General features: G+C 53.1%; 13 protein-coding genes. 7 read left to right on the top strand and 6 right to left on the bottom strand.

Annotated features, from left to right (window positions below):
- Window positions 1-391 precede the first annotated feature (391 nt).
- From NNO04_RS09990 to azoR, 4 genes are all read right to left on the bottom strand, one after another.
- On the bottom strand, window positions 392-1,726 hold the full coding sequence (locus NNO04_RS09990; protein WP_271444524.1) for an HlyD family type I secretion periplasmic adaptor subunit: 1,335 nt from the start codon (window positions 1,724-1,726) through the stop codon (window positions 392-394).
- Window positions 1,723-3,483, bottom strand: coding sequence for a type I secretion system permease/ATPase (locus NNO04_RS09985; RefSeq protein WP_271444523.1), 1,761 nt, complete (start codon window positions 3,481-3,483; stop codon window positions 1,723-1,725). The genes NNO04_RS09990 and NNO04_RS09985 overlap by 4 nt, the downstream gene beginning before the upstream one ends.
- Before the next feature lie 60 nt (window positions 3,484-3,543).
- Entirely contained in the window at window positions 3,544-8,841 is a 5,298-nt protein-coding gene (locus tag NNO04_RS09980; RefSeq protein ID WP_271444522.1) for a peroxidase family protein, read from the bottom strand.
- A 621-nt stretch (window positions 8,842-9,462) separates the two neighbouring features.
- Window positions 9,463-10,068, bottom strand: coding sequence for an FMN-dependent NADH-azoreductase (azoR, locus tag NNO04_RS09975; RefSeq protein ID WP_271444521.1), 606 nt, complete (start codon window positions 10,066-10,068; stop codon window positions 9,463-9,465).
- A 200-nt stretch (window positions 10,069-10,268) separates the two neighbouring features.
- Here azoR and hrpA point away from each other — a divergent pair, with 200 nt between their 5' ends.
- Window positions 10,269-14,171, top strand: coding sequence for an ATP-dependent RNA helicase HrpA (gene hrpA, locus NNO04_RS09970; protein ID WP_271444520.1), 3,903 nt, complete (start codon window positions 10,269-10,271; stop codon window positions 14,169-14,171).
- Window positions 14,172-14,228: 57 nt separating this feature from the next.
- On the opposite strand, the gene NNO04_RS09965 is transcribed toward hrpA, so the two are convergent.
- Window positions 14,229-15,548 (bottom strand): MFS transporter, encoded by a 1,320-nt coding sequence (locus NNO04_RS09965; protein WP_271444519.1) that lies wholly within the window; start codon window positions 15,546-15,548, stop codon window positions 14,229-14,231.
- A gap of 387 nt (window positions 15,549-15,935) precedes the next feature.
- Between NNO04_RS09965 and NNO04_RS09960 the strand changes: the two genes are divergently transcribed.
- Both NNO04_RS09960 and aldA read left to right on the top strand, forming a co-directional pair.
- Window positions 15,936-16,736 carry a YdcF family protein gene (locus NNO04_RS09960; protein WP_271444518.1) on the top strand — a complete coding sequence of 267 codons (801 nt, stop codon included), beginning with the start codon at window positions 15,936-15,938 and terminating at the stop codon, window positions 16,734-16,736.
- A gap of 204 nt (window positions 16,737-16,940) precedes the next feature.
- Complete coding sequence (aldA, locus tag NNO04_RS09955; protein WP_271444517.1) at window positions 16,941-18,380, top strand: aldehyde dehydrogenase; 1,440 nt, start codon at window positions 16,941-16,943, stop codon at window positions 18,378-18,380.
- A gap of 62 nt (window positions 18,381-18,442) precedes the next feature.
- On the opposite strand, the gene gap is transcribed toward aldA, so the two are convergent.
- Complete coding sequence (gene gap / locus NNO04_RS09950; protein ID WP_271444516.1) at window positions 18,443-19,444, bottom strand: type I glyceraldehyde-3-phosphate dehydrogenase; 1,002 nt, start codon at window positions 19,442-19,444, stop codon at window positions 18,443-18,445.
- A gap of 191 nt (window positions 19,445-19,635) precedes the next feature.
- Between gap and cybB the strand changes: the two genes are divergently transcribed.
- The 4 genes from cybB (at window position 19,636) to NNO04_RS09930 (ending at window position 22,249) form a co-directional block, all read left to right on the top strand.
- Window positions 19,636-20,166 (top strand): cytochrome b561, encoded by a 531-nt coding sequence (gene cybB, locus NNO04_RS09945; protein WP_271444515.1) that lies wholly within the window; start codon window positions 19,636-19,638, stop codon window positions 20,164-20,166.
- 262 nt (window positions 20,167-20,428) lie between these two features.
- Window positions 20,429-20,641, top strand: a complete 213-nt coding sequence (locus NNO04_RS09940; protein ID WP_203361126.1) for a hypothetical protein — start codon at window positions 20,429-20,431, stop codon at window positions 20,639-20,641.
- Between the two features lie 181 nt (window positions 20,642-20,822).
- Window positions 20,823-21,098: a metal/formaldehyde-sensitive transcriptional repressor gene (locus NNO04_RS09935; protein WP_003833178.1), complete on the top strand. Its 276-nt coding sequence runs from the start codon at window positions 20,823-20,825 to the stop codon at window positions 21,096-21,098.
- 32 nt (window positions 21,099-21,130) lie between these two features.
- Window positions 21,131-22,249 (top strand): S-(hydroxymethyl)glutathione dehydrogenase/class III alcohol dehydrogenase, encoded by a 1,119-nt coding sequence (locus NNO04_RS09930; RefSeq protein ID WP_271444514.1) that lies wholly within the window; start codon window positions 21,131-21,133, stop codon window positions 22,247-22,249.
- The last annotated feature ends 27 nt before the right edge of the window (window positions 22,250-22,276 follow it).

Raw genomic sequence — 22,276 nt, 5'->3', positions numbered from 1 at the left:
ACAGCTAAACGGAAATCACTGAAAGTCAGAATGCGGAAGCGACACCACGGTCCGGCTCGAAAATCGATGAGACGTTGACGGCTGACCGGGGCCGCCCGCAGGGACGCGGGCGGAGGGGACGGCCTGCAGGGACGAAGGCTCGACCCCGACCCGAAAGGCAGACGGCATAAGGCGAATGTATCGCGAAGCGACGATTTTCCCGCCGGGAGCCTGGGTTGCAAGGGAGGCGGCGGCGAGCCTCCCTTGCACGTTCACAGGTAGGGTGGTGTCAGAGAGGCTGTGGACATAAGGTGAACGGAACCCTTCTCAAAACCAGAATGTTACTTCTTCTGGATAAATACCTCAGGCTTTCTGTTCTCCCTAATAGCTTCATGACCAACATTCCCCAGCATTAATACTCTTTAAACGCCAGCTCCAGACGGGCAAGCAGCGGTTTAAACAGGTAGCTCAGGAATGTGCGCTCACCGGTTTTTATCGTTACGCTGGCGGGCATTCCCGCTTTAATTTTGTAATTTCCCAACAGATGCACGCCTTCCGGGGAGACCCGTACTTCAGCGAGATAATAGGGTTGCTGGGTGGCTTTATCGATCAGGCGGTCGGCCGAGACGGTCAATACCTGTGCCGGAACCGAAGGCAATAATGCATGGTTGAGCGCCGGAAACAGCACGTCGACGGTCAGTCCCGGCGTCATTTTATCAATGGCATGCACCGGGATTTTGGCGTCAATTTGCAGCGGTTGCTCTGCGGCGACAATATCCATTAAGGGCTCACCTGGCTGAATGATCCCACCGACCGTACTGACTTTTACGTCCAGCACGATCCCGTCAATCGGCGAGCGGATCTCCGTATTATTCAGTTCGTGCCGGGTCGATGCTAACTCATCTTCCAGCATCGCGACCTCTTTTTGTTTGAGGGTCAGCTCCGATTCTACTTCCTGGAGAAACTGATGCTGTACCTGATACGCTTTGATCTTCATTTCATTTTGCTGCGACTTGAGTTTGGCGATATTGAGAATATCTTCTGAAACATTGCTGGAGATTTCGGCGGCCTCCCGCTCAAGCACCAGTAATTGGGCCTTGGGATAATAGTTTTTTTCGCTCAGTGCGCGAATGGCGCCCAGTTCTCTGCTAATAAGCGTAAATTGATGCTCGCGAAACCCTTTTATCTTGGTTAAATTTTCGGTTTGCCCGGTCAGGCCGTCCAGGGTTTCCTGAATCATGGATAATTCATCCTGAATATTTTTTCTGCGGGTATCAAATAATTTTTCTTGTAATTGACGGACTTCGATAAGGCGCTTATTACTGGAAAACTGGCTGATCAATTCTTCACTAAAAACGATCGCATCGCGGCCATCTCGTTCTGCCAGTAATCTGTCCTCATGGGTTTTTGCCGAAATATATTGTGCAATCAATGCGCTGTAACGCATATCGAGTTGCATTTTATCCAGACGCACCAGAATTTGATCTTTCTTCACCAGATTCCCTTCTTTAATCAGAATATCGGTCACCCGTCCGCCGCTTAAATGCTGAATGGTTTTACGATTGCTGGAGACGGTAACCGTACCGTCAGCGACGACACCGGCGTCCAGTGGTGCGCCGACCGCCCATAATATAAATCCCCCAACCCCCAGAATAATCACGGCAAGACCTCTGATCAGCGGCGGCCATATATTCGTATCGACACTATCGGTCTCTGACGTTGCAGAATTATCTGTACGCTTTTTCATGATAAAGCCTCCCGTTGTGGTTCATTATTTTGGGCAGGGGTTGGGGGGGTTGATGCGTTGGGAACCGATTTTAAAATATTTGCCTGACGCAAATTGGCAAACACCTGGTCGCGAGGACCGAATTCCTGAATCGCCCCTTCGTTGAGCAATAGCACTTTATTGACGACGCCCAGCAGCGTTGGCCGGTGCGAGATAATGATCACCGTTTGCCCTTGCGTGCGTAGCGTATTGATGGCCTTGATGAGGGCCTGTTCACCGGCGTCGTCAAGGTTGGCGTTGGGTTCGTCCAGCACGATGAATGCCGGGTTGTTATAGACCGCCCGCGCCAGTCCAATACGCTGCCGCTGGCCGCCCGAGAGTTGGTATCCCTCAGCGCCGAGCGGGGTATCGTATCCCTGCGGCAGGCGCAAAATCATCTCATGCACCCCCGCAAGCTGCGCCGCCGCGACAATCAGTTCACTGTTACTGGCGGTAAAGCGGGCGATATTCTGCGCAATGCTACCGTCAAACAATTCAACTTCCTGCGGCAGGTAGCCGAGCGACGGGCCGAGCAAGGCTTTGTCCCACTGGCAGATATCTGCGCCATCAATACGAACTTTACCGGAGAGTGGGTTCCAGACGCCGACCAGGAGTTTGGCCAGCGAGGTTTTCCCGGAAGCGGAGGGGCCGATTATCCCCAGCACTTCGCCCTGTTCAAGCTGGAAAGAGATATTACGTAGCGTGGGGGTTTTTTGCCCCGGAGGCGCGGCGAAAACACTCTCTACGCTGATATTGCCTTTTGGCGTTGGCAGCGTCAGCACCTCTTTCTGCTGCGGAAATTCCCGTAACAGCGTTGAGGTTTGATGCCAGGCGTTGCGAAACTGTACAAACTGTTTCCAGCTACCGATAACCTGTTCTACCGGGTTCAGCACTCTGCCGAGGATAATGGAGGCGGCAATCATCAGACCGGGGGTGATTTGACCACCGATCACCAGTAAGGCCCCCGCACCCAGCGAAATAGATTGCAATAAGATGCGAACAAAGCGGCTCAGGCTGCTTAATGTGGCGGTTTTGTCCGCAATCTGCGTTTGCAAAACCAGTACTTTGCTGTGTTGCGCCAGCCAGTGATTTTTCAGCGTTGCCAGCATTCCCATCGCTTCAATGGTGTCGGAGTTTTGTAATTGCTTATTCAGCTTACTGGTATTGTTGATGGTTAATGCGTGCGCCTGCTGAATCGGTTTTTTGGTCGACAGTTCGGAGACCAGCGTCAGGGTAAATAAGATCAGTATTCCGACGATGGAGAGATATCCCAAAAGAGGGTGGACAATAAACGCAATCAGTAAATAGAAGGGCGTCCACGGAATATCCAGCAGCGCAAATAGACTGTTGCCAGAGAGAAACTGGCGAATTTGCGCCAGATCGGCCAGTGCCTGCGCCGGATTATTTTCACGGGTGGCCACCCGGCGTTTAAACGCGGCATTAAAGACTAATTGATTTAATTTAACATCCAGTCGGTTGCCAAATCGCGTCATCACGCTGGTACGGGCATATTCAATCATTGAGATAACGGTATACAGACCGATTATCAGCAATGTCAGCATTAACAATGTGGTGGTGTTCTTACTGACCAACACGCGATCATAGACTTGTAGCATATAAATTGCCGGCGCCAGCATTAGCATATTAATCATACTGCTAAAAAACAGTAACATCAGAAATGCAGGCTTACTTCCTTTCAACGCATTTTGTAGCTCAGTTGGCGTTTGCTGGCGCGGCATATTAGGCTCCTTACTCGTTTATCGAGTTAGTAAAATTTGGCTGCCCGTTTTCCCCAGACGTTAAATAATAAAGTCTGTGGAATTAACGGTATTGGCCGCAACACCCGTCAGCGTAATAACATCGCCGCCGATGGTGATGATCGTTTGGTTATTATTTCCCGAAATCAAAACCGTAGAGGTAAAGTTTGCGGTAGTCACTCCCATTCCGGAGATATTAATCAGGTCCTGTCCGCCGGTAGCATTACTGTCGAAACCAGAAATGCTGTCCTGTCCGAACCCGGATGAGAAGATGAAACGGTCGTCACCGGTACCGCCGTCCATCGTGTCGTTACCCGCACCGCCGGTCAGCAAGTCATTGCCGAGACCGCCAGAGAGCACATCGTTGCCTGCGCCACCCAGCAGAGTGTCGACACCGTTTGCCCCTTGCAGGTTGTCGTTACCGTCGCCACCGTCGAGAATGTCGTTGCCAATGCCACCCAGCAACTGGTCATTCCCGCCCATCCCGGATAAGTTGTCATTGCCGCTACCCCCGGTGATGGTATTCGCCAGCGCGTTACCCGTGCCGGTGAAATTCCCTGTACCGGTGTATTCCAGGATTTCGACGTTGTCCGTCAGGACGTAAGTGGCGAGACTGGTCTCGACAGTATCGGTCCCCGCATTCACACCTTCTGTTACAACATCTCCTACGTTATCAACGATATAGAGGTCATTTCCTGCGCCGCCGTCCATCGTATCGGCATCCAGTCCACCATCCAGTTGATCGTTACCGGCCTCGCCAATCAGCGTATCCCGACCGCTGCCGCCTTCAATGTCGTCATCGCCGGCTCCGCCGTTCAGCAGATCGTCACCCGCCTGACCGAGCAGGGTGTCGTTACCGCCTTGCGCGAGGATGACATCACTCCATGCTGTTCCCGAGTGGGTGTTTGACGCGTTGGTGCCGACAATCATGTCGCCAATCGGTTGTGTGGCCGCAGAGGTCAGAACGACGGATGGGTTTCCTTCATCATCCGTGACCGTCACCACAACCAGCAATGTACGACCAATCATGGTTGCCGGTGGAGTGTAGGTCGCTGACGTCGCGCCGTTGATATTGGTGAATCCTCCGTTTGGCTGGCTCACTCGCCATTGGTAGCGGAAGTTATCTCCGGTTAAGCCGTCTGCATCCGCAATACCGGAGACAAGAGCGGTCAGGGTGACGCTTTCCGTTGGCGTCAGATCGCTAATGACCGGCGAACCAGTGGTCGGCTGATCGCGAACCATCACGGCGCTGGTTTGTGACGACACCAGCGTTTCAGCATCCCCCATGCGGTCGGTAAAGCTGGCGACAACCCGCAGCGGCGCGCCCAGAATATTCCCCGGAACCCGGAACTGCGTGCCTGTTGCCTGATCGCGCCATTGACCGCCGACCAGTGCCTGCCAGGTCATGGTGATTGGCGTATTAGCGGCAATACCATTCCCGTCCAGCAGATTAGACAGATTGACCTGCAACAAATCGCCGACTTCCGGTGTCCCATCGCTGATAGCGAGATTACCGGTGGCTTTTTGTGCCGTTACCCAGAGCTGTTCACCGTCGCCAAACTCCACTTTTTCAATGTTGAGCAGGCGGTCTACGCCGTCATTGAACGCCAGTCCTGCCGCCGGAGTGGCATGATTGACGGTGAGACTGCCGTCGGCGTTACGCTGGAATTGATAGTTGCTGCTGAGATCGCGGTAGACGGCAACGTCGGTTTCAGTACCATCACCGTCGCGAAGGATTTCCCGCACAATCGACAGTTGGTTCGGTTTGAGCGTGCCCGCCATCATGTAGGATTTGAGCTCATTCATGCTGTCTGCGCTCGTTACCCCAGCCAGCCCGGAAACCGCGATACGCACGTTCAGCCACGAATCACCGTCGATGATGTCGTTGCCAGCCTTACCGGTGATGCGGTCGCTGCCGCCGCCGCCAAGTAAAATGTCGCCACCGTTGTCCGGATTAAACAAGACGGCATCGCCCGATGCGGCGCGTGGAACACCCAGAATCGACTGCAGTCCAGTGATTCGGTCTGCACCCTCCTGAGTCAGGTTGTTGGAAAGCGGAGTCCCCTGAACCGGCGCAGTACCGATAGGTTGCTCAGTGCCAACCAGCACATCGTTAAATTTCCAGCCCGAAAGTCCTTCCACCAGGTCAAAGCGATCGCGCAGGATAAACTCTTGCTGGTTGACGAAAATCGGGATGCCCAGGTCGGAGTTGGCGGCGTTCGGGTCACCTTTATGAATGGCCCAGTCAAAACCGGACATGCCGTTGTTGCGTTGAATACCCGCACCCTGAACCATGATGTCGTCACCGCCTTCGCCATCGTAGTCGGTGTCGTTGCCCTGACCGTTCAGTACGTCATGCCCTATGATGGTACTGTTAAAGAACAGTTCGGAGTTATCGCCGGCCAGGGTATCGAAGCCGTCACCGCCTTCTAACCAGTCGTCGCCTTCGTTGCCCATCAGGAGGTCACCGCCGGATCCCCCCAGCGCGAAGTCATTATCGCGTCCGGCAAAAACTTCCTGAGCATCTTCGCCGATCACCATGAAATCACTGCCGCTACCGCCGAAGATCAGGTCGTTGCCGTTGCCGGAGAAAATGACGTCGTGTCCCGCATCACCATGCAGGAAGTCAGCGCCGCCAATGGGGGTTCCGGTGTCGGTGATGATGTCGTTGCCATCGCCGCCGTGTACCACGTCGGCTTCATCGCCACCGTCGAGACGGTCGTCACCGGCATCACCCCACAGGCTGTCGATCCCTTTTCCGCCAATTAAGGTGTCGTTGCCCGCTGAGCCGCCGAGCACCACGTGACCATCACCCGAGTACTTGATGTAGGCACCGTCAGCTGCGCCATCTCCATCGACGTCCGCTCCCGCCGCACGGCGAACCACCAGTGGGAAGAGGAGGTCTTTCAGCGCATTGCCCCATTTCGGATCGGCATGCGTCTGCAAGGACTGGTTGACTTCAAAGGTATAATCCGGCGTCTGGAACAGGTGAGCAGGCAGGTGAGACGAACCCGGATCGCCCAGGTCGCTGTTACGCATCACCAGGGCGGAGAAGGAGTTTGCCTCCAGTTCGTTCAGCATGTTGAGACCCTGGACACGGCTCAGATAGTAGAACCGGTCACCGTCCTGCAACATCTCCATCTGGGTTTCAAAGACAAAGTTGAAGGTGGAGCCGAGCATGCCGCCGAACTCATTTTTGCGTTCCGCCAGCCCGCCAATCCAGAAATCGACCATATTGAGGCCGGTCTCTTTATCTGCCCAGGCACCGGTTCCCATAAAGAAATCGAGCGCATCTGAACGTGCCGGGTCTTCTTCCGGTCCGAACAGGAGGAAGTTCACCGCATCGCGTTTTCCTTCCAGCGTTGTGGCGGCTTTAATCAACTCATGTTGGCCGTAGGCCGCCATAAAGTTGATGATCGAGGACGGGTTTTTCAGGAAAGAGCCAAAATCGGCCCAACTGGTATAGGGACGTAACTCGCTGTTGCCGGTTAATTCGTAAAATTGCTCACGCGCCTGATTGAGGGTGGGCATGAGCGTGTCGCGCCCGCGAGCGATGTTGAGTGCGCCTAAATCCAGCGGCAGCCCAACCAGGTTATTACGCAGCGCTTCGGTAATGAATTCGTCAATTTCGTTGCCGACCTGACGGGTCATACCGCGCACAATCGCGCCGACGGCCTGCTCGCTGGAGATGGTTTCGCCGTTAAGCTCATGGAACGCGACGGGGTTCAGAAATGCCTCAATCAGCCCGATGTCGCCGTCTTGCATGTCGGCATCGGTACGGGCGACGGTTTCGGTCAGCATTGAGTGACCAAAGCGGTAAACCACGTGGGCAAATTCAGCAAAAATAGCCGGGTTGATATCCGCCGTGTTCGAGAAGACGAACGGATCGACCGCCGGTTGCACAGCGCGGGCGAACTCTTCAAACACCAGGTGCTGATATTGCATTTCCGTGGCGAAACGACCGGCCTGGAAGAGGTATTCCCCGTTCCATTGCAGGGTGCTGGTGTCCGCTGGAATTTCGGTAATCTGATGTTCCGGCATCAGCCATTGGTTGATCAGATCAATATCGTTGGTTTCAAGAATGGTGGTTTTGTACTGCTCGACCAGCCGGTTATGTTCGCTGTGGAACACCGAGTGTACGGCAGTCAGACCGATGTTTTCGTTGCCACGACCGTCACCGGTAATGAAGTGTCTGTCGAGCAGTTCATCGTCATAGGTACCCGCCGCCGGCGCATTGCCGATGTCGGTATCGCTATCGGCGACGAGGTTGGCTTTCGGCACCGCCGTGTGGGCAATATCATCGAGGAATGCGTGCCCGGTTCTCAATGTATCGGCGGGTAACGTTCCGCCATTGGCTTCCACCAGCCCATTAGCGGTGACAATTTGTACTTTGCCGTTTTCACTTAATATCAGGTTGCCATAGCGGTCGGTCGCCAGTAGCGGCACATTGAAAACGTCCTGATTGGTCAGCTTAATGCCCAGCAAGGTTTCCGCCTGAAGTTTGATATCAGCCCAGGTGGCCAGGCCGCCGTTGCTGCCTTCCAGCAAATGGCCGGTGGGCACTGGCTTACCATCCACCATCACATATTCGCGGATAAAGATCTGATGAGAAGGGTGAGAGGTGTAGGTTTGGTTCTGATCAATCCACGGCGTGGTGGTGTTAATGGTTTCATGATTGGCATCGACTTTTGCGCGGGTGAGGATCATGAAGTTTTTGTCAACGCCTCCGGTGAGTACCGGATCAACCCACAAAGGGTCATCCGGCATCAGCGGAATAAAGACAATGCCATTCCCTTCCTTAGGGATCAGATCCAGACCGTGGTCAAAGAATTGCCCGAAAAAGGTCATCCAGCCATTAAACGCCGGTGATAAACCAATATCAGGCGAGAGGTTCGGAATGGATAAACTGCCATTGTCGGAAACCGTACCGCCGCCGGGGACGTCAACCAGTCCGTCATGGGCTTCCTGGGCCGCCGGGTTCGACGCGGTTTGGTCGGAAATCAGATTACTGATAATGCGCGGATCGGCATCGGTCACCATCTGATTGGGATTTAAAATGAGGTACTTTGCCAGTGCCTGCAAATCATTCAAATCCAGCGCGACCAATCTTGGCATGGTCTGGTCGGCAGAACCGTATAGTTCCTGACCGGGCAGAAGGTTGTTCCATGAACCATCTACGGTACGCAGGCCGTAGGGTAAAAGGGGGCTGGAGACTAATTCACGAAGCAGATCGCCATTCACGCTGCCATCCGGATTGGTTGCAGCTTCTGATATCTTGATTTGCTGAAGAATAAACGCCAGGTCGTGTAACGTTACTGTGAAGTCGTATTGTGTAGCCATAGATAATTGCCTCATTGCTTGAATAAGCATTCTCATTCGCATCTACCGAAATAAAGGCAGAAGAAATGCACTGAGTCCGACTGGAAAAATTATCTGATTAATAATTACGCATCTGAGTTCTTTTCTAAGTGGTAAATGACAATACCTCTGGGCCTCCATTTCTTGTCGATATTTAAATTTACTTTGTTCGCTAAGTTTATTTCCAACACAAGGTGATAATAAAAACAGCTTTTAAAAAGCTGTTAATGTATTGAAATTACTTAAAAACACCACAAAACCCCATTTGTAAGATAAAAATACATTAGCGTTGTTTATAAATATTAAGGAGTATTTCAGTAGTGTTACAATTGCGTAATGTTCATAACTATGAAAGGTCATGGTTTTAGAACCATCATACTTTTTCATGAACCGAAATATTTTTTCTAAACTGTTACGCGGAAAATAGAAATGACAGGGGAGATAAAATGAACAAAACATTCGCGACATGAATAAATAAAAAGCACATTAACTGTATGCCTTTGCGGTAAATATAAGGAATATGTAATACAAAATACGGAGGGGGGATTTTTGGATATAAAAGAAAGACAAAACCCTCCCACCGGGCGGTGAGAGGGTGAATTTTTAGGCCGCCACGACGCTGTCGATGGCCGCTTTGGCGTCGGACTGGGCTTTGGACGCAACATCCGGGCCGTAGGCAATCCCTTCTGCAAACACGAAGTTCACGTCAGTAATACCGATAAAACCGAGGAAGACTTTCAGGTACGGCGCGATCAGGTCAGTCGGGGAATCTTTGTGAATACCACCACGGCTGGAGAGGATCACCGCACGTTTACCAGTCACCAGACCTTCCGGACCTTTTTCGGTGTAGCGGAACGTAACGCCAGCACGCGCAATCAGGTCGAAGTAGTTTTTCAACTGAGTCGGGATGTTGAAGTTGTACATTGGCGCGGCGATGACGATCACGTCGTGGGCTTTCAGTTCCGAAATCAGCTCATCAGAGAGCGCCAGCGCTTCTTGTTGACGCACGGTAAGCGCAGCGTCGCTCGGACGCAGGGCACCGACCAACTCGCCATCCAGCACCGGAATAGGGTTCGCAGCGAGGTCGCGAACGGTGATTTCGTCTGCGGAGTGCTTTTCACGCCATTGTTCAACAAAATAATCAGACAACTGACCTGACTGAGAGTACCCTGCCAGAATACTGGATTTGAGGACTAATACCTTGCTCATGGGTGGTTCCTTGTATGTGTTTGAAGGGGGATGCCCCGTTGCTTGTTGACACTTTATTCACAATCCTGCCGCAGTGATAGCGCAATATATCGAAGCCTATGTTCGAAATTATTGAACAACGCACGGTTAACGCCGATGTGGTAATCTATACCCAACATCGAAATGAGATTTGATCAGGCAGAGCACTGCCCTCTAACGTTATGACAGAACAACAAAAATTGACTTTTCACGCCTTGCAGCAACAGTTGGATTCGCTGATGCTGCGCGATCGGCAGCGCTTTGCCCGGCGTCTGCACGGTGTGAAGAAGGTTAAAAATCCTGATGCACAACAGGCCATTTACCAGGAGATGGCGAAAGAGATTGAACAGGCAGCAGGTAAAGTCCTGCTGCGCGAAGCGGCACGTCCTGACATCACTTACCCGGACAACCTGCCGGTAAGCCAGAAAAAACAGGATATCCTGAACGCCGTTCGTGACCATCAGGTGGTGATTGTGGCGGGGGAGACCGGTTCCGGGAAAACCACGCAGTTACCCAAAATCTGCATGGAACTGGGGCGCGGTATTAAAGGATTGATTGGTCATACGCAGCCGCGTCGACTGGCGGCGCGTACCGTTGCTAACCGTATTGCAGAGGAACTGCAAACGGAGCCGGGCGGCTGTATCGGCTATAAAGTGCGTTTTAGCGATCATGTCAGCGACAACACCATGGTTAAGCTGATGACCGACGGTATCCTGCTGGCCGAAATCCAGCAGGACAGACTGCTGATGCAGTACGACACCATCATCATTGATGAAGCGCACGAACGCAGTCTGAACATCGATTTTCTGCTCGGCTATCTGAAAGAACTGCTGCCGCGTCGCCCGGATCTGAAAATTATCATTACCTCCGCGACCATCGATCCGGAACGTTTTTCACGCCACTTTAATAATGCGCCAATCATTGAAGTTTCCGGTCGGACTTACCCGGTTGAAGTGCGCTATCGCCCGATTGTTGAAGACGCGGACGATACCGAGCGCGATCAGCTACAGGCGATTTTTGACGCGGTGGATGAACTGGGACGCGAGAGCTCCGGCGATATTCTGATTTTTATGAGCGGCGAGCGTGAAATTCGCGACACCGCCGATGCGCTAAATAAACTCGATCTGCGCCATACCGAAGTGCTGCCGCTGTATGCCCGGCTTTCCAATAGCGAACAGAACCGGGTCTTCCAGTCGCACAGCGGACGCCGCATTGTGCTGGCGACCAACGTAGCGGAAACCTCCCTGACGGTGCCGGGCATCAAGTACGTCATCGACCCAGGTACCGCGCGTATCAGTCGTTACAGTTTCCGTACCAAAGTCCAGCGGCTACCGATTGAACCGGTGTCCCAGGCCTCCGCTAACCAGCGAAAAGGCCGCTGCGGACGTGTGTCGGAAGGGATCTGTATTCGTCTCTATTCGGAAGACGATTTCCTGTCGCGTCCGGAATTTACCGATCCGGAAATTCTGCGTACCAACCTGGCGTCGGTCATTTTGCAGATGACGGCGTTAGGGCTGGGCGATATTGCCGCGTTCCCGTTTGTTGAAGCGCCAGATAAACGCAACATCCAGGATGGTGTACGCCTGCTGGAAGAGCTGGGCGCGATCACCACTGATGAACAACAGACCGCGTACAAACTGACGCCGCTTGGTCGTCAGTTATCACAGTTGCCGGTGGACCCGCGTCTGGCGCGGATGGTGCTGGAAGCGCAAAAACATGGCTGCGTGCGCGAGGCGATGATCATCACCTCTGCGCTGTCTATCCAGGATCCGCGTGAACGTCCGATGGACAAACAGCAGGCCTCCGATGAGAAGCACCGCCGCTTCCACGATAAAGAGTCCGATTTCCTCGCCTTTGTGAATCTGTGGAATTACCTCGGCGAGCAGCAGAAAGCGCTGTCATCGAATCAGTTCCGCCGTCAGTGCAAGGTAGACTTCCTTAACTATCTGCGTGTACGCGAGTGGCAGGATATCTACACTCAACTGCGTCAGGTGGTGAAAGAACTCGGTATTCCGGTGAACAGTGAACCCGCAGAGTATCGTGAGATTCATATCGCGCTACTCACCGGTTTACTTTCCCATATCGGCATGAAGGATGCGGATAAGCAGGAGTTTACCGGCGCGCGTAACGCCCGTTTCTCCATTTTCCCAGGTTCAGGCTTGTTTAAAAAGCCGCCGAAATGGACGATGGTTGCCGAACTGGTGGAAACCAGCCGTCTGTGGGGACGCATCGCCGCGCGGATCGATCCCGAGTGGGTGGAGCCGGTCGCACAGCATTTGATCAAACGTTCTTACAGCGAACCGCACTGGGAACGGGCGCAGGGCGCCGTGATGGCGACCGAAAAGGTCACCGTTTATGGTTTGCCGATTATCGCAGCGCGTAAGGTCAACTACAGCCAGGTAGACCCTGTACTCTGCCGCGAGCTGTTTATCCGCCACGCGTTGGTGGAAGGTGACTGGCAGACACGCCATGCGTTCTTCCGTGAGAACCTGAAACTGCGCGCCGAAGTGGAAGAGCTGGAACACAAATCGCGCCGCCGCGACATTCTGGTGGATGACGAGACGTTGTTCGAATTCTATGACCAGCGTATCAGCCATGACGTGATCTCCGCGCGCCACTTCGACAACTGGTGGAAGAAAGTCAGTCGCGAAACCCCGGATCTGCTCAACTTTGAAAAGAGCATGCTGATCAAAGAGGGGGCGGAAAGCATCAGCAAGCTGGATTACCCGAACTTCTGGCATCAGGGCAATCTTAAGCTGCGCTTAAGCTATCAGTTTGAGCCCGGCGCGGATGCCGACGGCGTCACCGTCCATATTCCGCTGCCGTTGTTAAACCAGGTGGAAGAGAGCGGTTTTGAATGGCAAATCCCCGGACTGCGCCGTGAACTGGTTATCGCACTGATTAAATCGTTACCGAAACCGGTACGGCGTAACTTTGTGCCCGCGCCAAACTATGCCGAAGCGTTTTTAGGCCGCGTGACGCCGCTGGAACTGCCGTTACTGGATTCGCTGGAGCGTGAGCTGCGCCGAATGACCGGTGTCACTGTTGATCGCGAAGCCTGGCAGTGGGAACAGGTGCCCGATCACCTGAAAATCACTTTCCGGGTGGTGGATGACAAAAACAAGAAGCTCCAGGAAGGCCGTTCGTTGCAAGATTTGAAAGAGGCGCTGAAGAGCAAAGTGCAGGAAACGCTCTCCGCGGTTGCCGATGACGGTATCGAACAGAGCGGCTTGCACATCTGGAGTTTTGGTCAGCTACCTGAAAGCTACGAACAGAAACGCGGCAACTACAAAGTGAAAGCCTGGCCCGCGCTGGTGGATGAGCGCGACAGCGTTGCCATCAAACTATTCGACAATCCGCTGGAACAACAGCAAGCGATGTGGTGCGGATTGCGCCGCCTGTTGCTGCTGAACATTCCGTCGCCGATCAAGTATCTGCACGAGAAGCTGCCGAACAAAGCCAAACTTGGCCTGTACTTTAACCCGTACGGCAAGGTGCTGGATCTGATCGACGACTGCATCTCCTGCGGCGTTGACAAGTTGATTGACGCTAACGGCGGGCCGGTGTGGACGGAAGAGGGTTTTGCGGCGCTGCATGAGAAAGTCCGCGCCGAGTTGAACGAGACGGTGGTCGACATTGCAAAACAGGTCGAACAGATCCTGACTGCCGTTTTCAATATCAACAAACGCCTGAAAGGGCGGGTGGATATGACCATGGCGCTGGGGCTTTCCGATGTTAAAGCGCAAATGGGCGGGCTGGTGTATCGCGGTTTCGTCACCGGCAACGGCTTCAAACGCCTCGGCGACACGCTGCGTTATTTACAGGCGATTGAAAAACGCCTCGAGAAATTGGCTACCGATCCGCACCGTGACCGTGCGCAGATGTTGAAAGTCGAAAGCGTACAGCAGGCCTGGCAGCAGTGGATCAACAAACTGCCGCCAGCGCGTTGTGACGATGAAGATGTCAAAGCGATCCGCTGGATGATTGAAGAACTGCGCGTCAGCTACTTTGCCCAACAGTTGGGAACACCGTACCCCATCTCGGATAAGCGTATTCTGCAAGCGATGGAGCAGATTAGCGGCTAGTGTTTGTCACGCCAGCCAGTAAATCTTACGGCCAGCATTTGCTGGCCGTTTTGCTGATTACAGGGTTGATGTTTGTGCGTCAATAACGGCGGTGCGGCGGCGTCGGCTGGCGAAGAAAATCGCTGTCAGTGAAATGGCGACGGTGGTCATCAGATAGATGGCGACAGGCACCCAGTCGCCATCATATTTTGCTAACAGGCCAGTGGCGATCAGTGGAGCTGTACCGCCCGCCAGCGCTGCGCCAATCTGATATCCCAGTGTAATGCCGGTATAGCGAACGTTAGCGCTAAAGATTTCAGAGCACAGGGTGCCCAGAACGGCTGTCACCGGCGCCCACAAGATGCCAAACATGATAACCGTGGCGACCACGATTCCCCAGGTGGTGCCGGTGTTGAGTAACAGGAACCACGGAACAATAAACAGCCCCAGTGCAAATACGCTGATGGCGTACATTTTTTGGCGTCCGATTTTATCGGAAAGCAGCCCCATAAACGGGATCATCACCGTCGCGACCAGCGCACCCAGCGTGACCGCTTCCAGCACCTGGGATTTTTGGTAGGTCAGGGTGGTGGTGGCGTAGCTGACGACGAAGGTCGAGAAAATATAGAACGGCGCGGTTTCAACCACTTTCAACCCGGCGGCGATCAGCACTTCACGCCAGTGATTTGTCAGCGTATCACGCAGCGGCGCTTTGGCTACCTGACCAGACTGCTTCACCTTCTTAAATTCCGGTGTTTCATCGATATCTTTGCGGATCCACAGTCCTAATAGCACCAGTACAGAACTTAACAGGAACGGAATACGCCAGCCCCAGGAGAGGAAGTCTTCTTCACTGAACAAGGTCATCAGCGAAACGATAAAGGTGGCCATCAGCATGCCGATGGTGACGCCCGCCTGCGGAATACTGCCAAAAAAGCCTTTGCGTTTTTCGGGCGCATACTCATACGCCAGTAACAGGGCGCCGCCCCATTCGCCGCCGATCCCCATCCCCTGAATAACACGCATCAGAATCAATAAAATGGGCGCCCAAATACCGATCATCTCATAGGTTGGCAACAGGCCGATCATCACGGTTGCGCCGCCCATCAGCGACAGGGTAAGCACCAGCGTTTTCTTACGCCCAATACGATCGCCAATATGGGCAAACAACACCCCGCCGATAGGACGGATAAAAAAGGTGAGGGAGAAAGAAAGATAAGAGAGAATCAACCCAATAACCGGATCCACCATCGGGAAGAATATTTTGTTAAACACCAGTGCGGCGGCGGTGCCATATAAAAAATAATCAAACCACTCTATCGCGCTGCCGGTCAGACTGGCGATGAGAACTTTTTTGTTTTTCTTCAGGATAGCCGTGCTGCTTTCATGCGTTGTCATTACTGGGAACCTCGCCACAAAGAGTGTAAATCAGGTGATACCCGAAGCGGTGTGGGTGCAACCTGTCGCGTTACAAAGGTTGTTAAATTGTTAATCAAACTAGAATTGTTTGTAATATTTAACAAGTGACAAAGCCAATAAAAGGGCTAAACCTGCAACATTATTGCAGTGTTATTCACTGTTATTTGTCGTTATTGAAAGTAAATACTTTCTCTTGAATGAAAGTGACAGGATAATCTCCAGGTGCAACCGCGACATTTTTAGTTATTTCTTGTTATTTCACAGGGATGCTAAAAAATGCTGAAATTCAACAGGCCGTCTTTCAGAGTGATCCGCTATTTTCGCGAAGTGAGTTCGGTACCCTGCAGTGAACAATGAGGAGGAATCATGAACATGCGTCAATTTCCGCCACTGTCTGATGTGACGTTACAGGCAGTGAACACCGTCGGCCTTTGGCTGGCGCAAAACGATTTCTCAGCAGAGGAACCTTTTCAGGCTGACTGCGTCGTTCTGGCGGGAAATGCCGTCATGCCGACCATCGATGCGGCGTGCAAAATGGCGAAAGAGTTGCGTATTCCCCTGCTGATCAGCGGCGGGATTGGTCACTCGACGACGTTTCTCTATTCGGCGGTCGCAGAGCACCCGCGTTATCACACGATACGTACCGCCGGGCGGGCAGAAGCGGCGATTCTGGCCGACATTGCCAGTCAGTTTTGGCAAATTCCAGGCGAATCCATTTGGGTGGAAGACCAGTCAACAAACTGCGGAGAGAACGCGCGTTTTAGCTGTGCGTTAATTCGTCAGGCTCCGATGACCATTAACACGGCGATTGTGGTGCAGGACCCCACCATGCAGCGCCGCACGATGGCGACATTCCGGCGTGTGACGCGGGATGACCCGGACGCCCCGCGTTGGCTCAGCTTTCCTGGTTTTACGCCGGTGTTGCGTCATCAGGAAGAGGGGGTTGATTTTACGAATGCGGAACAAGGGGTGTGGCCCGTCGATCGTTACCTGTCATTAATTGCGGGAGAACTCCCGCGGGTGCGCGATAATGAGGCTGGTTACGGACCGCGTGGACGTGATTTTATTGTCCACATTGATATTCCCGATGAGGTTGAGACCGCCTGGCAGACCCTGCAAAACGATGATGTCCTGAATGAGGCAATACTCAGCCGTTCCCTGCGTTAACCGATCTTATCTGCCCGTTTGCGCCGATTTATACTCAAACGGGCATGATTTTTCTGCACCAGCGTCCTTCCTGCGCCTCTTTCGGGGCTTCTTTTATGAACTGCTTCACAAAGTCGCTAACCTGACGGCAGTATCTACTTCATGATTGATATTAATTAACAATGATTTTACTTGTTAAAAACAAATCAATTACAGGAGCAGCGCATGTCAGCACCCGTACAACATCCGATGTATATCAATGGCCAGTTTGTGAGCTGGCAGGGAACGTCATGGATTGATGTGGTTAATCCTGCAACGGAAGAACTGATTTCCCGCATTCCCGATGGCAGCGCAGAAGAGGCGCGTCAGGCGATTGATGCGGCGGAACGCGCGCAGCCTGGCTGGGAGGCGTTACCCGCCATACAACGGGCGGGGTGGTTGCGAAAAATTGCGGCGGGTATTCGCGAACGCGCAGCAGAGATCAGCGCGCTAATCGTCGCGGAAAGCGGAAAAATCCAGCAACTGGCGCAAGTGGAAGTCGCCTTTACCGCCGATTACATCGACTACATGGCGGAGTGGGCGCGCCGTTACGAAGGCGAAATTCTGCAAAGCGATCGTCCGGGTGAAAATATTTTGCTGTTCAAACGCGCGCTTGGGGTGACCACCGGGATCCTCCCGTGGAATTTCCCGTTCTTTTTGATTGCCCGCAAGCTGGCGCCAGCGCTGCTGACCGGGAATACAATCGTCATTAAACCCAGTGAGTTCACTCCCAATAATGCCATTGCCTTTGCGCAAATTGTGCATGACGTCGGGTTGCCTGCCGGCGTCTTTAACTTGGTGTTAGGGCGTGGTGAAACCGTGGGACAGGAACTGGCGGGCAACCCGAAAGTGACGATGGTGAGCATGACCGGCAGCGTGACGGCGGGTGAGAAAATCATGACGGCAGCGGCGAAAAATATCACCAAAGTGTGCCTGGAACTGGGCGGTAAAGCGCCCGCAATTGTGATGGATGATGCGGATTTGGATTTGGCCGTTAAAGCGATTGTCGACTCACGGGTGATTAACACCGGGCAGGTATGCAACTGCGCGGAACGCGTCTATGTGCAAAAAGGGATCTACGATCGTTTTGTTAATCGACTGGGCGAGGCGATGAAAGCAGTCCAGTTTGGCGATCCGGCACAGCGGGATGATATTGCGATGGGGCCATTGATTAATGCGGCGGCGCTGGCGCGGGTGGAGCAAAAAGTGGCGAGAGCAGTCCAGGAAGGGGCGAGAGTGGTGCTGGGCGGTAAAGCGGTTGAGGGAAAAGGCTACTATTATCCGCCGACCCTGCTGCTGGATGTGCGTCAGGAGATGGCGATCATGCACGAAGAAACCTTCGGGCCGGTACTGCCTGTCGTGGCGTTTGACACTCTGGAACAGGCGTTGCAGATGGCAAATGACAGCGATTACGGCCTCACGTCTTCTATTTATACGCAGAATCTGAGCGTTGCAATGCAGGCGATCAAAGGGCTTAAGTTCGGTGAAACCTACATTAATCGCGAAAACTTTGAAGCCATGCAGGGTTTTCATGCGGGTTGGCGAAAATCGGGTATTGGCGGTGCCGACGGCAAGCACGGGCTGAATGAGTATCTGCAAACGCAGGTCGTCTATCTACAGTCCTGATCGGTGAGCAAAATCGGGCTGGCCGGGTGAGCGTGAACGCTACCCGGCCATACTCCCAGTGTTTAAAGTTTGACGAATTTCTCCAGAGTACGAATCAGTTGGGTGACGAATCCGTACTCGTTATCGTACCAGGCGACCGTTTTCACCAGTTGTAGATCGCCCACCTCAGTAATCTCTGTTTGCGTGGCGTCAAACACCGAGCCAAAGTGAGAGCCGATGACATCGGAAGAGACGATCTCCTCATCGGTATAGCCAAAGGATTCATTATTCGCCGTCGCTTTTTTCAGCGCATTATTGACCTCTTCAGCGGTCACTTTTTTACCCAAAATCGAAACCAGTTCCGTGACTGAACCTGTTTTTACAGGAACACGCTGAGCGTGGCCTTTCAGTTTGCCGCTTAATTCCGGTATCACCAGGCCAATCGCTTTTGCAGCACCGGTGGTATGGGGGATGATATTTTCTGCCGCTGCTCGCGACGCGCGCAGATCTTTGCCTCGCGGGCCATCGACCAGCGATTGCGTACCGGTATAGGCGTGAATGGTGGTCATGGTGCCGACCTGAATACCGAAGTTGTCATGCAACGCTTTTGCCATCGGCGCGAGGCAGTTGGTGGTGCAGGAGGCGACAGAGACAATCTGGTCGCTGGCCGTCAGCGTCTCATCATTGACGTTAAAGACAATGGTTTTCATCTCACCCGCCGGCGCTGAGATCAGCACTTTTTTAGCTCCGGCGTCGAGGTGTGCGTGGGCTTTTTCTGCGGAGGTATAGAAGCCGGTACACTCGATGATGTACTCGGCGCCGGTGGTTTTCCAGGGAATGTTTTTAGCTTCTTTCTCTGCGTAAACGGCAATTTTCTTGCCGTCGACAATCAGCGCATCCTCAGTGAAATCAACGCTCCAGGGGAACGGCCCGTAGTTAGAGTCATGCTTTAACAGATAAGCGAGTATTTTGGGGGAGGTGAGATCGTTGATTGCCACAACATCCACATGGCTGTTCACTTCCAACAGACGTCGCAGGACCAGACGACCGATACGACCAAAACCGTTAATGCCAATCTTACTCATGATTTTCTCCTGTCAGGGTAGGGCAATTCGCCTCATTTTTTCCCTACCAGGCTTAGTTCACTCTGCCGTTGCGGGCAACCACCATTCTTGCGACTCGCCGTAACCGATTGAAAACGGGGGAACAAAAGTTAATGAATTTTTAACAAAAGCCCGCTATGTTGGCGCTTTATTGTTTTTATTCAGGAATTGTTATGGGCAATAAGTATTCTGGCCTACAAATTGGCATTCATTGGCTGGTTTTTTTACTGGTAATAGGCGCTTACTGCGCCATGGAATTACGTGGATTTGCGCCGCGCAGTTACCGTCCGTGGTTCAATATGGTCCACGTTTCATGCGGGATCTCGATTCTGGTATTGATGGTGACGCGTCTATTAGTCCGGCTTAAGTATCCGGCGCCGCCGATTGTGCCAAAACCGAAGCCGATGATGACTGGACTTGCGCACCTTGGCCATCTGGTGATCTACCTGTTGTTTATTGTGCTGCCGATCATTGGCCTGCTGATGATTTACAACCGGGGAAATCCCTGGCTCGCATTTGGGATTGTGATGCCACATGCCGCCGAAGCCAATTTTGACCTTTCGGATATGTTGAAATCCTGGCATGTCACTCTGGCAAACCTGGGCTACTTTGTGATTGCTCTGCATGCTGGCGCCGCGCTGATGCACCACTATTTCTGGAAAGACAATACGCTGTTGCGCATGATGCCGCGTAAACGTTCCTGACGTCACTCATCGCCCCGCCTTTGCGGGGTTTTTTCTTTGTACGGGGGAGAGAAAGCACCTGCGTCTAACCAGACCCGTACGCAGGTGAAAAAAACGGGTCTACATCGGAAGCGGATATTATATTCATTTGTATGATGAATACAAACGGGTTTGGTAATTGGCTGACAGGCACGCCATACACGGTCCATTATCCTTGCTCTAAACATGGATAAAGCCTGTTCTGCGAACTACGCTTAAAAGGATATAGATATCGGGAGGGGTTATGCTGACTCACTCTGAAGCCCGACGCTGGGCGACGCTCATGCTGAAATCGGCGCTGTGTGATGGTATGAAGGGGGATGAGATCTGCAGACAAGTGCATCTGGTTTGCGACAAACACGGAAAAGAGTGCCTTGAAGAGCTTATCGAAGAAATTTTAATTGAAGCAGGACGCATTGGGCCGCAACACAGTGCCGGAGAATACCGGCATCATTAAACCACCGCCAGGCAATACGCTGCCTGCGTGAAAGAAACCCCGAAACCAGGCCACCTGACGATTCGGGGTTTTGTGTGTATCTCCCGCTGTATTATTCACATGAACTATCCATTCATCACGTCATCGTTTTACAGCGGCTAACAAAAGTTGTTACTATACCCCCCTATAGTATGGAGGGCGTATGCCACATTCCCCTGAAGATAAAAAACGTATTCTTACTCGCGTTCGTCGCATTCGCGGGCAGGTTGATGCGCTGGAGAGGGCGTTAGAGTCCGGCGAGCCTTGCCTGGCTATCCTGCAACAAATCGCGGCGGTGCGCGGGGCATCTAATGGCCTGATGGGCGAGATGGTCGAGATCCACCTGAAAGATGAGCTGGTCAGTGGCGAAACCACACCAGATCAGCGCGCGGTGCGCATGGCCGAAATCGGCCACCTGCTTCGTGCTTATCTAAAATAAATACATCACCTGACGATAAAGAGAAGAGACACATGAAATCACGTGCTGCAGTTGCATTTGGCCCCGGCCAGCCGCTAAAAATTGTTGAGATTGACGTCGCACCGCCAAAAAAAGGTGAAGTGCTGGTAAAAATCACCCATACCGGGGTTTGCCATACCGATGCGTTTACGCTTTCTGGCGATGATCCGGAAGGGGTGTTCCCAGCGGTGCTGGGACACGAAGGCGGTGGGATCGTCGTCGAAGTTGGCGAAGGCGTGACCAGTCTGAAGCCGGGCGACCACGTCATCCCTCTGTACACGGCAGAATGTGGTGAGTGTAAGTTCTGTAAGTCGGGTAAAACGAACTTGTGTCAGGCCGTTCGCGCCACGCAGGGGAAAGGTCTGATGCCGGATGGCACCACCCGTTTTTCCTGGAATGGGGAACCCATTTATCACTATATGGGCACCAGTACCTTCAGTGAGTACACGGTTTGCGCAGAGATCTCACTGGCAAAAGTGAACCCGCAGGCACCGCTGGACAAAGTGTGTCTGCTGGGATGTGGCGTGACGACCGGTATCGGCGCGGTGCATAACACGGCAAAAGTGAAAGAGGGCGACACCGTGGCCGTATTCGGTTTGGGCGGCATTGGCCTGGCAGTCATTCAGGGGGCGGTACAGGCGAAGGCCGGACGCATTCTGGCTATCGACACCAATCCGGAAAAATTCAAACTCGCCGGTGAAATGGGCGCGACGGACTTTATCAACCCGAACGATCACGACAAACCGGTTCAGGATGTGATTGTTGAACTGACCGATGGCGGCGTCGACTTTAGCTTCGAGTGCATCGGTAACGTCAATGTGATGCGCGCCGCGCTTGAGTGCTGCCACAAGGGATGGGGCGAGAGCATTATTATCGGCGTGGCGGGGGCGGGCCAGGAGATCAAAACCCGTCCCTTCCAGTTAGTGACCGGTCGTGTCTGGCGTGGTTCGGCCTTTGGCGGCGTGAAAGGACGTTCACAGCTGCCGGGGATGGTGGAAGAGGCCATGAGCGGGAAAATTCAACTGGACCCGTTCATTACCCACCGCCTGCCGCTGGAACAGATTAATGAGGCGTTCGATCTCATGCATCAAGGCAAATCTATCCGCACCGTTATCCACTTCGGCGATAACTAAGCACTCCGCCAGCGGTATCTGCCGCTG

Origin of the sequence: Citrobacter sp. Awk 4 (genome assembly GCF_028069725.1) — a bacterium.
GTDB lineage: Bacteria > Pseudomonadota > Gammaproteobacteria > Enterobacterales > Enterobacteriaceae > Citrobacter_D.
Note: the sequence above shows the minus strand (reverse complement) of the source record. Positions and strands in the feature narration are given on the sequence as shown.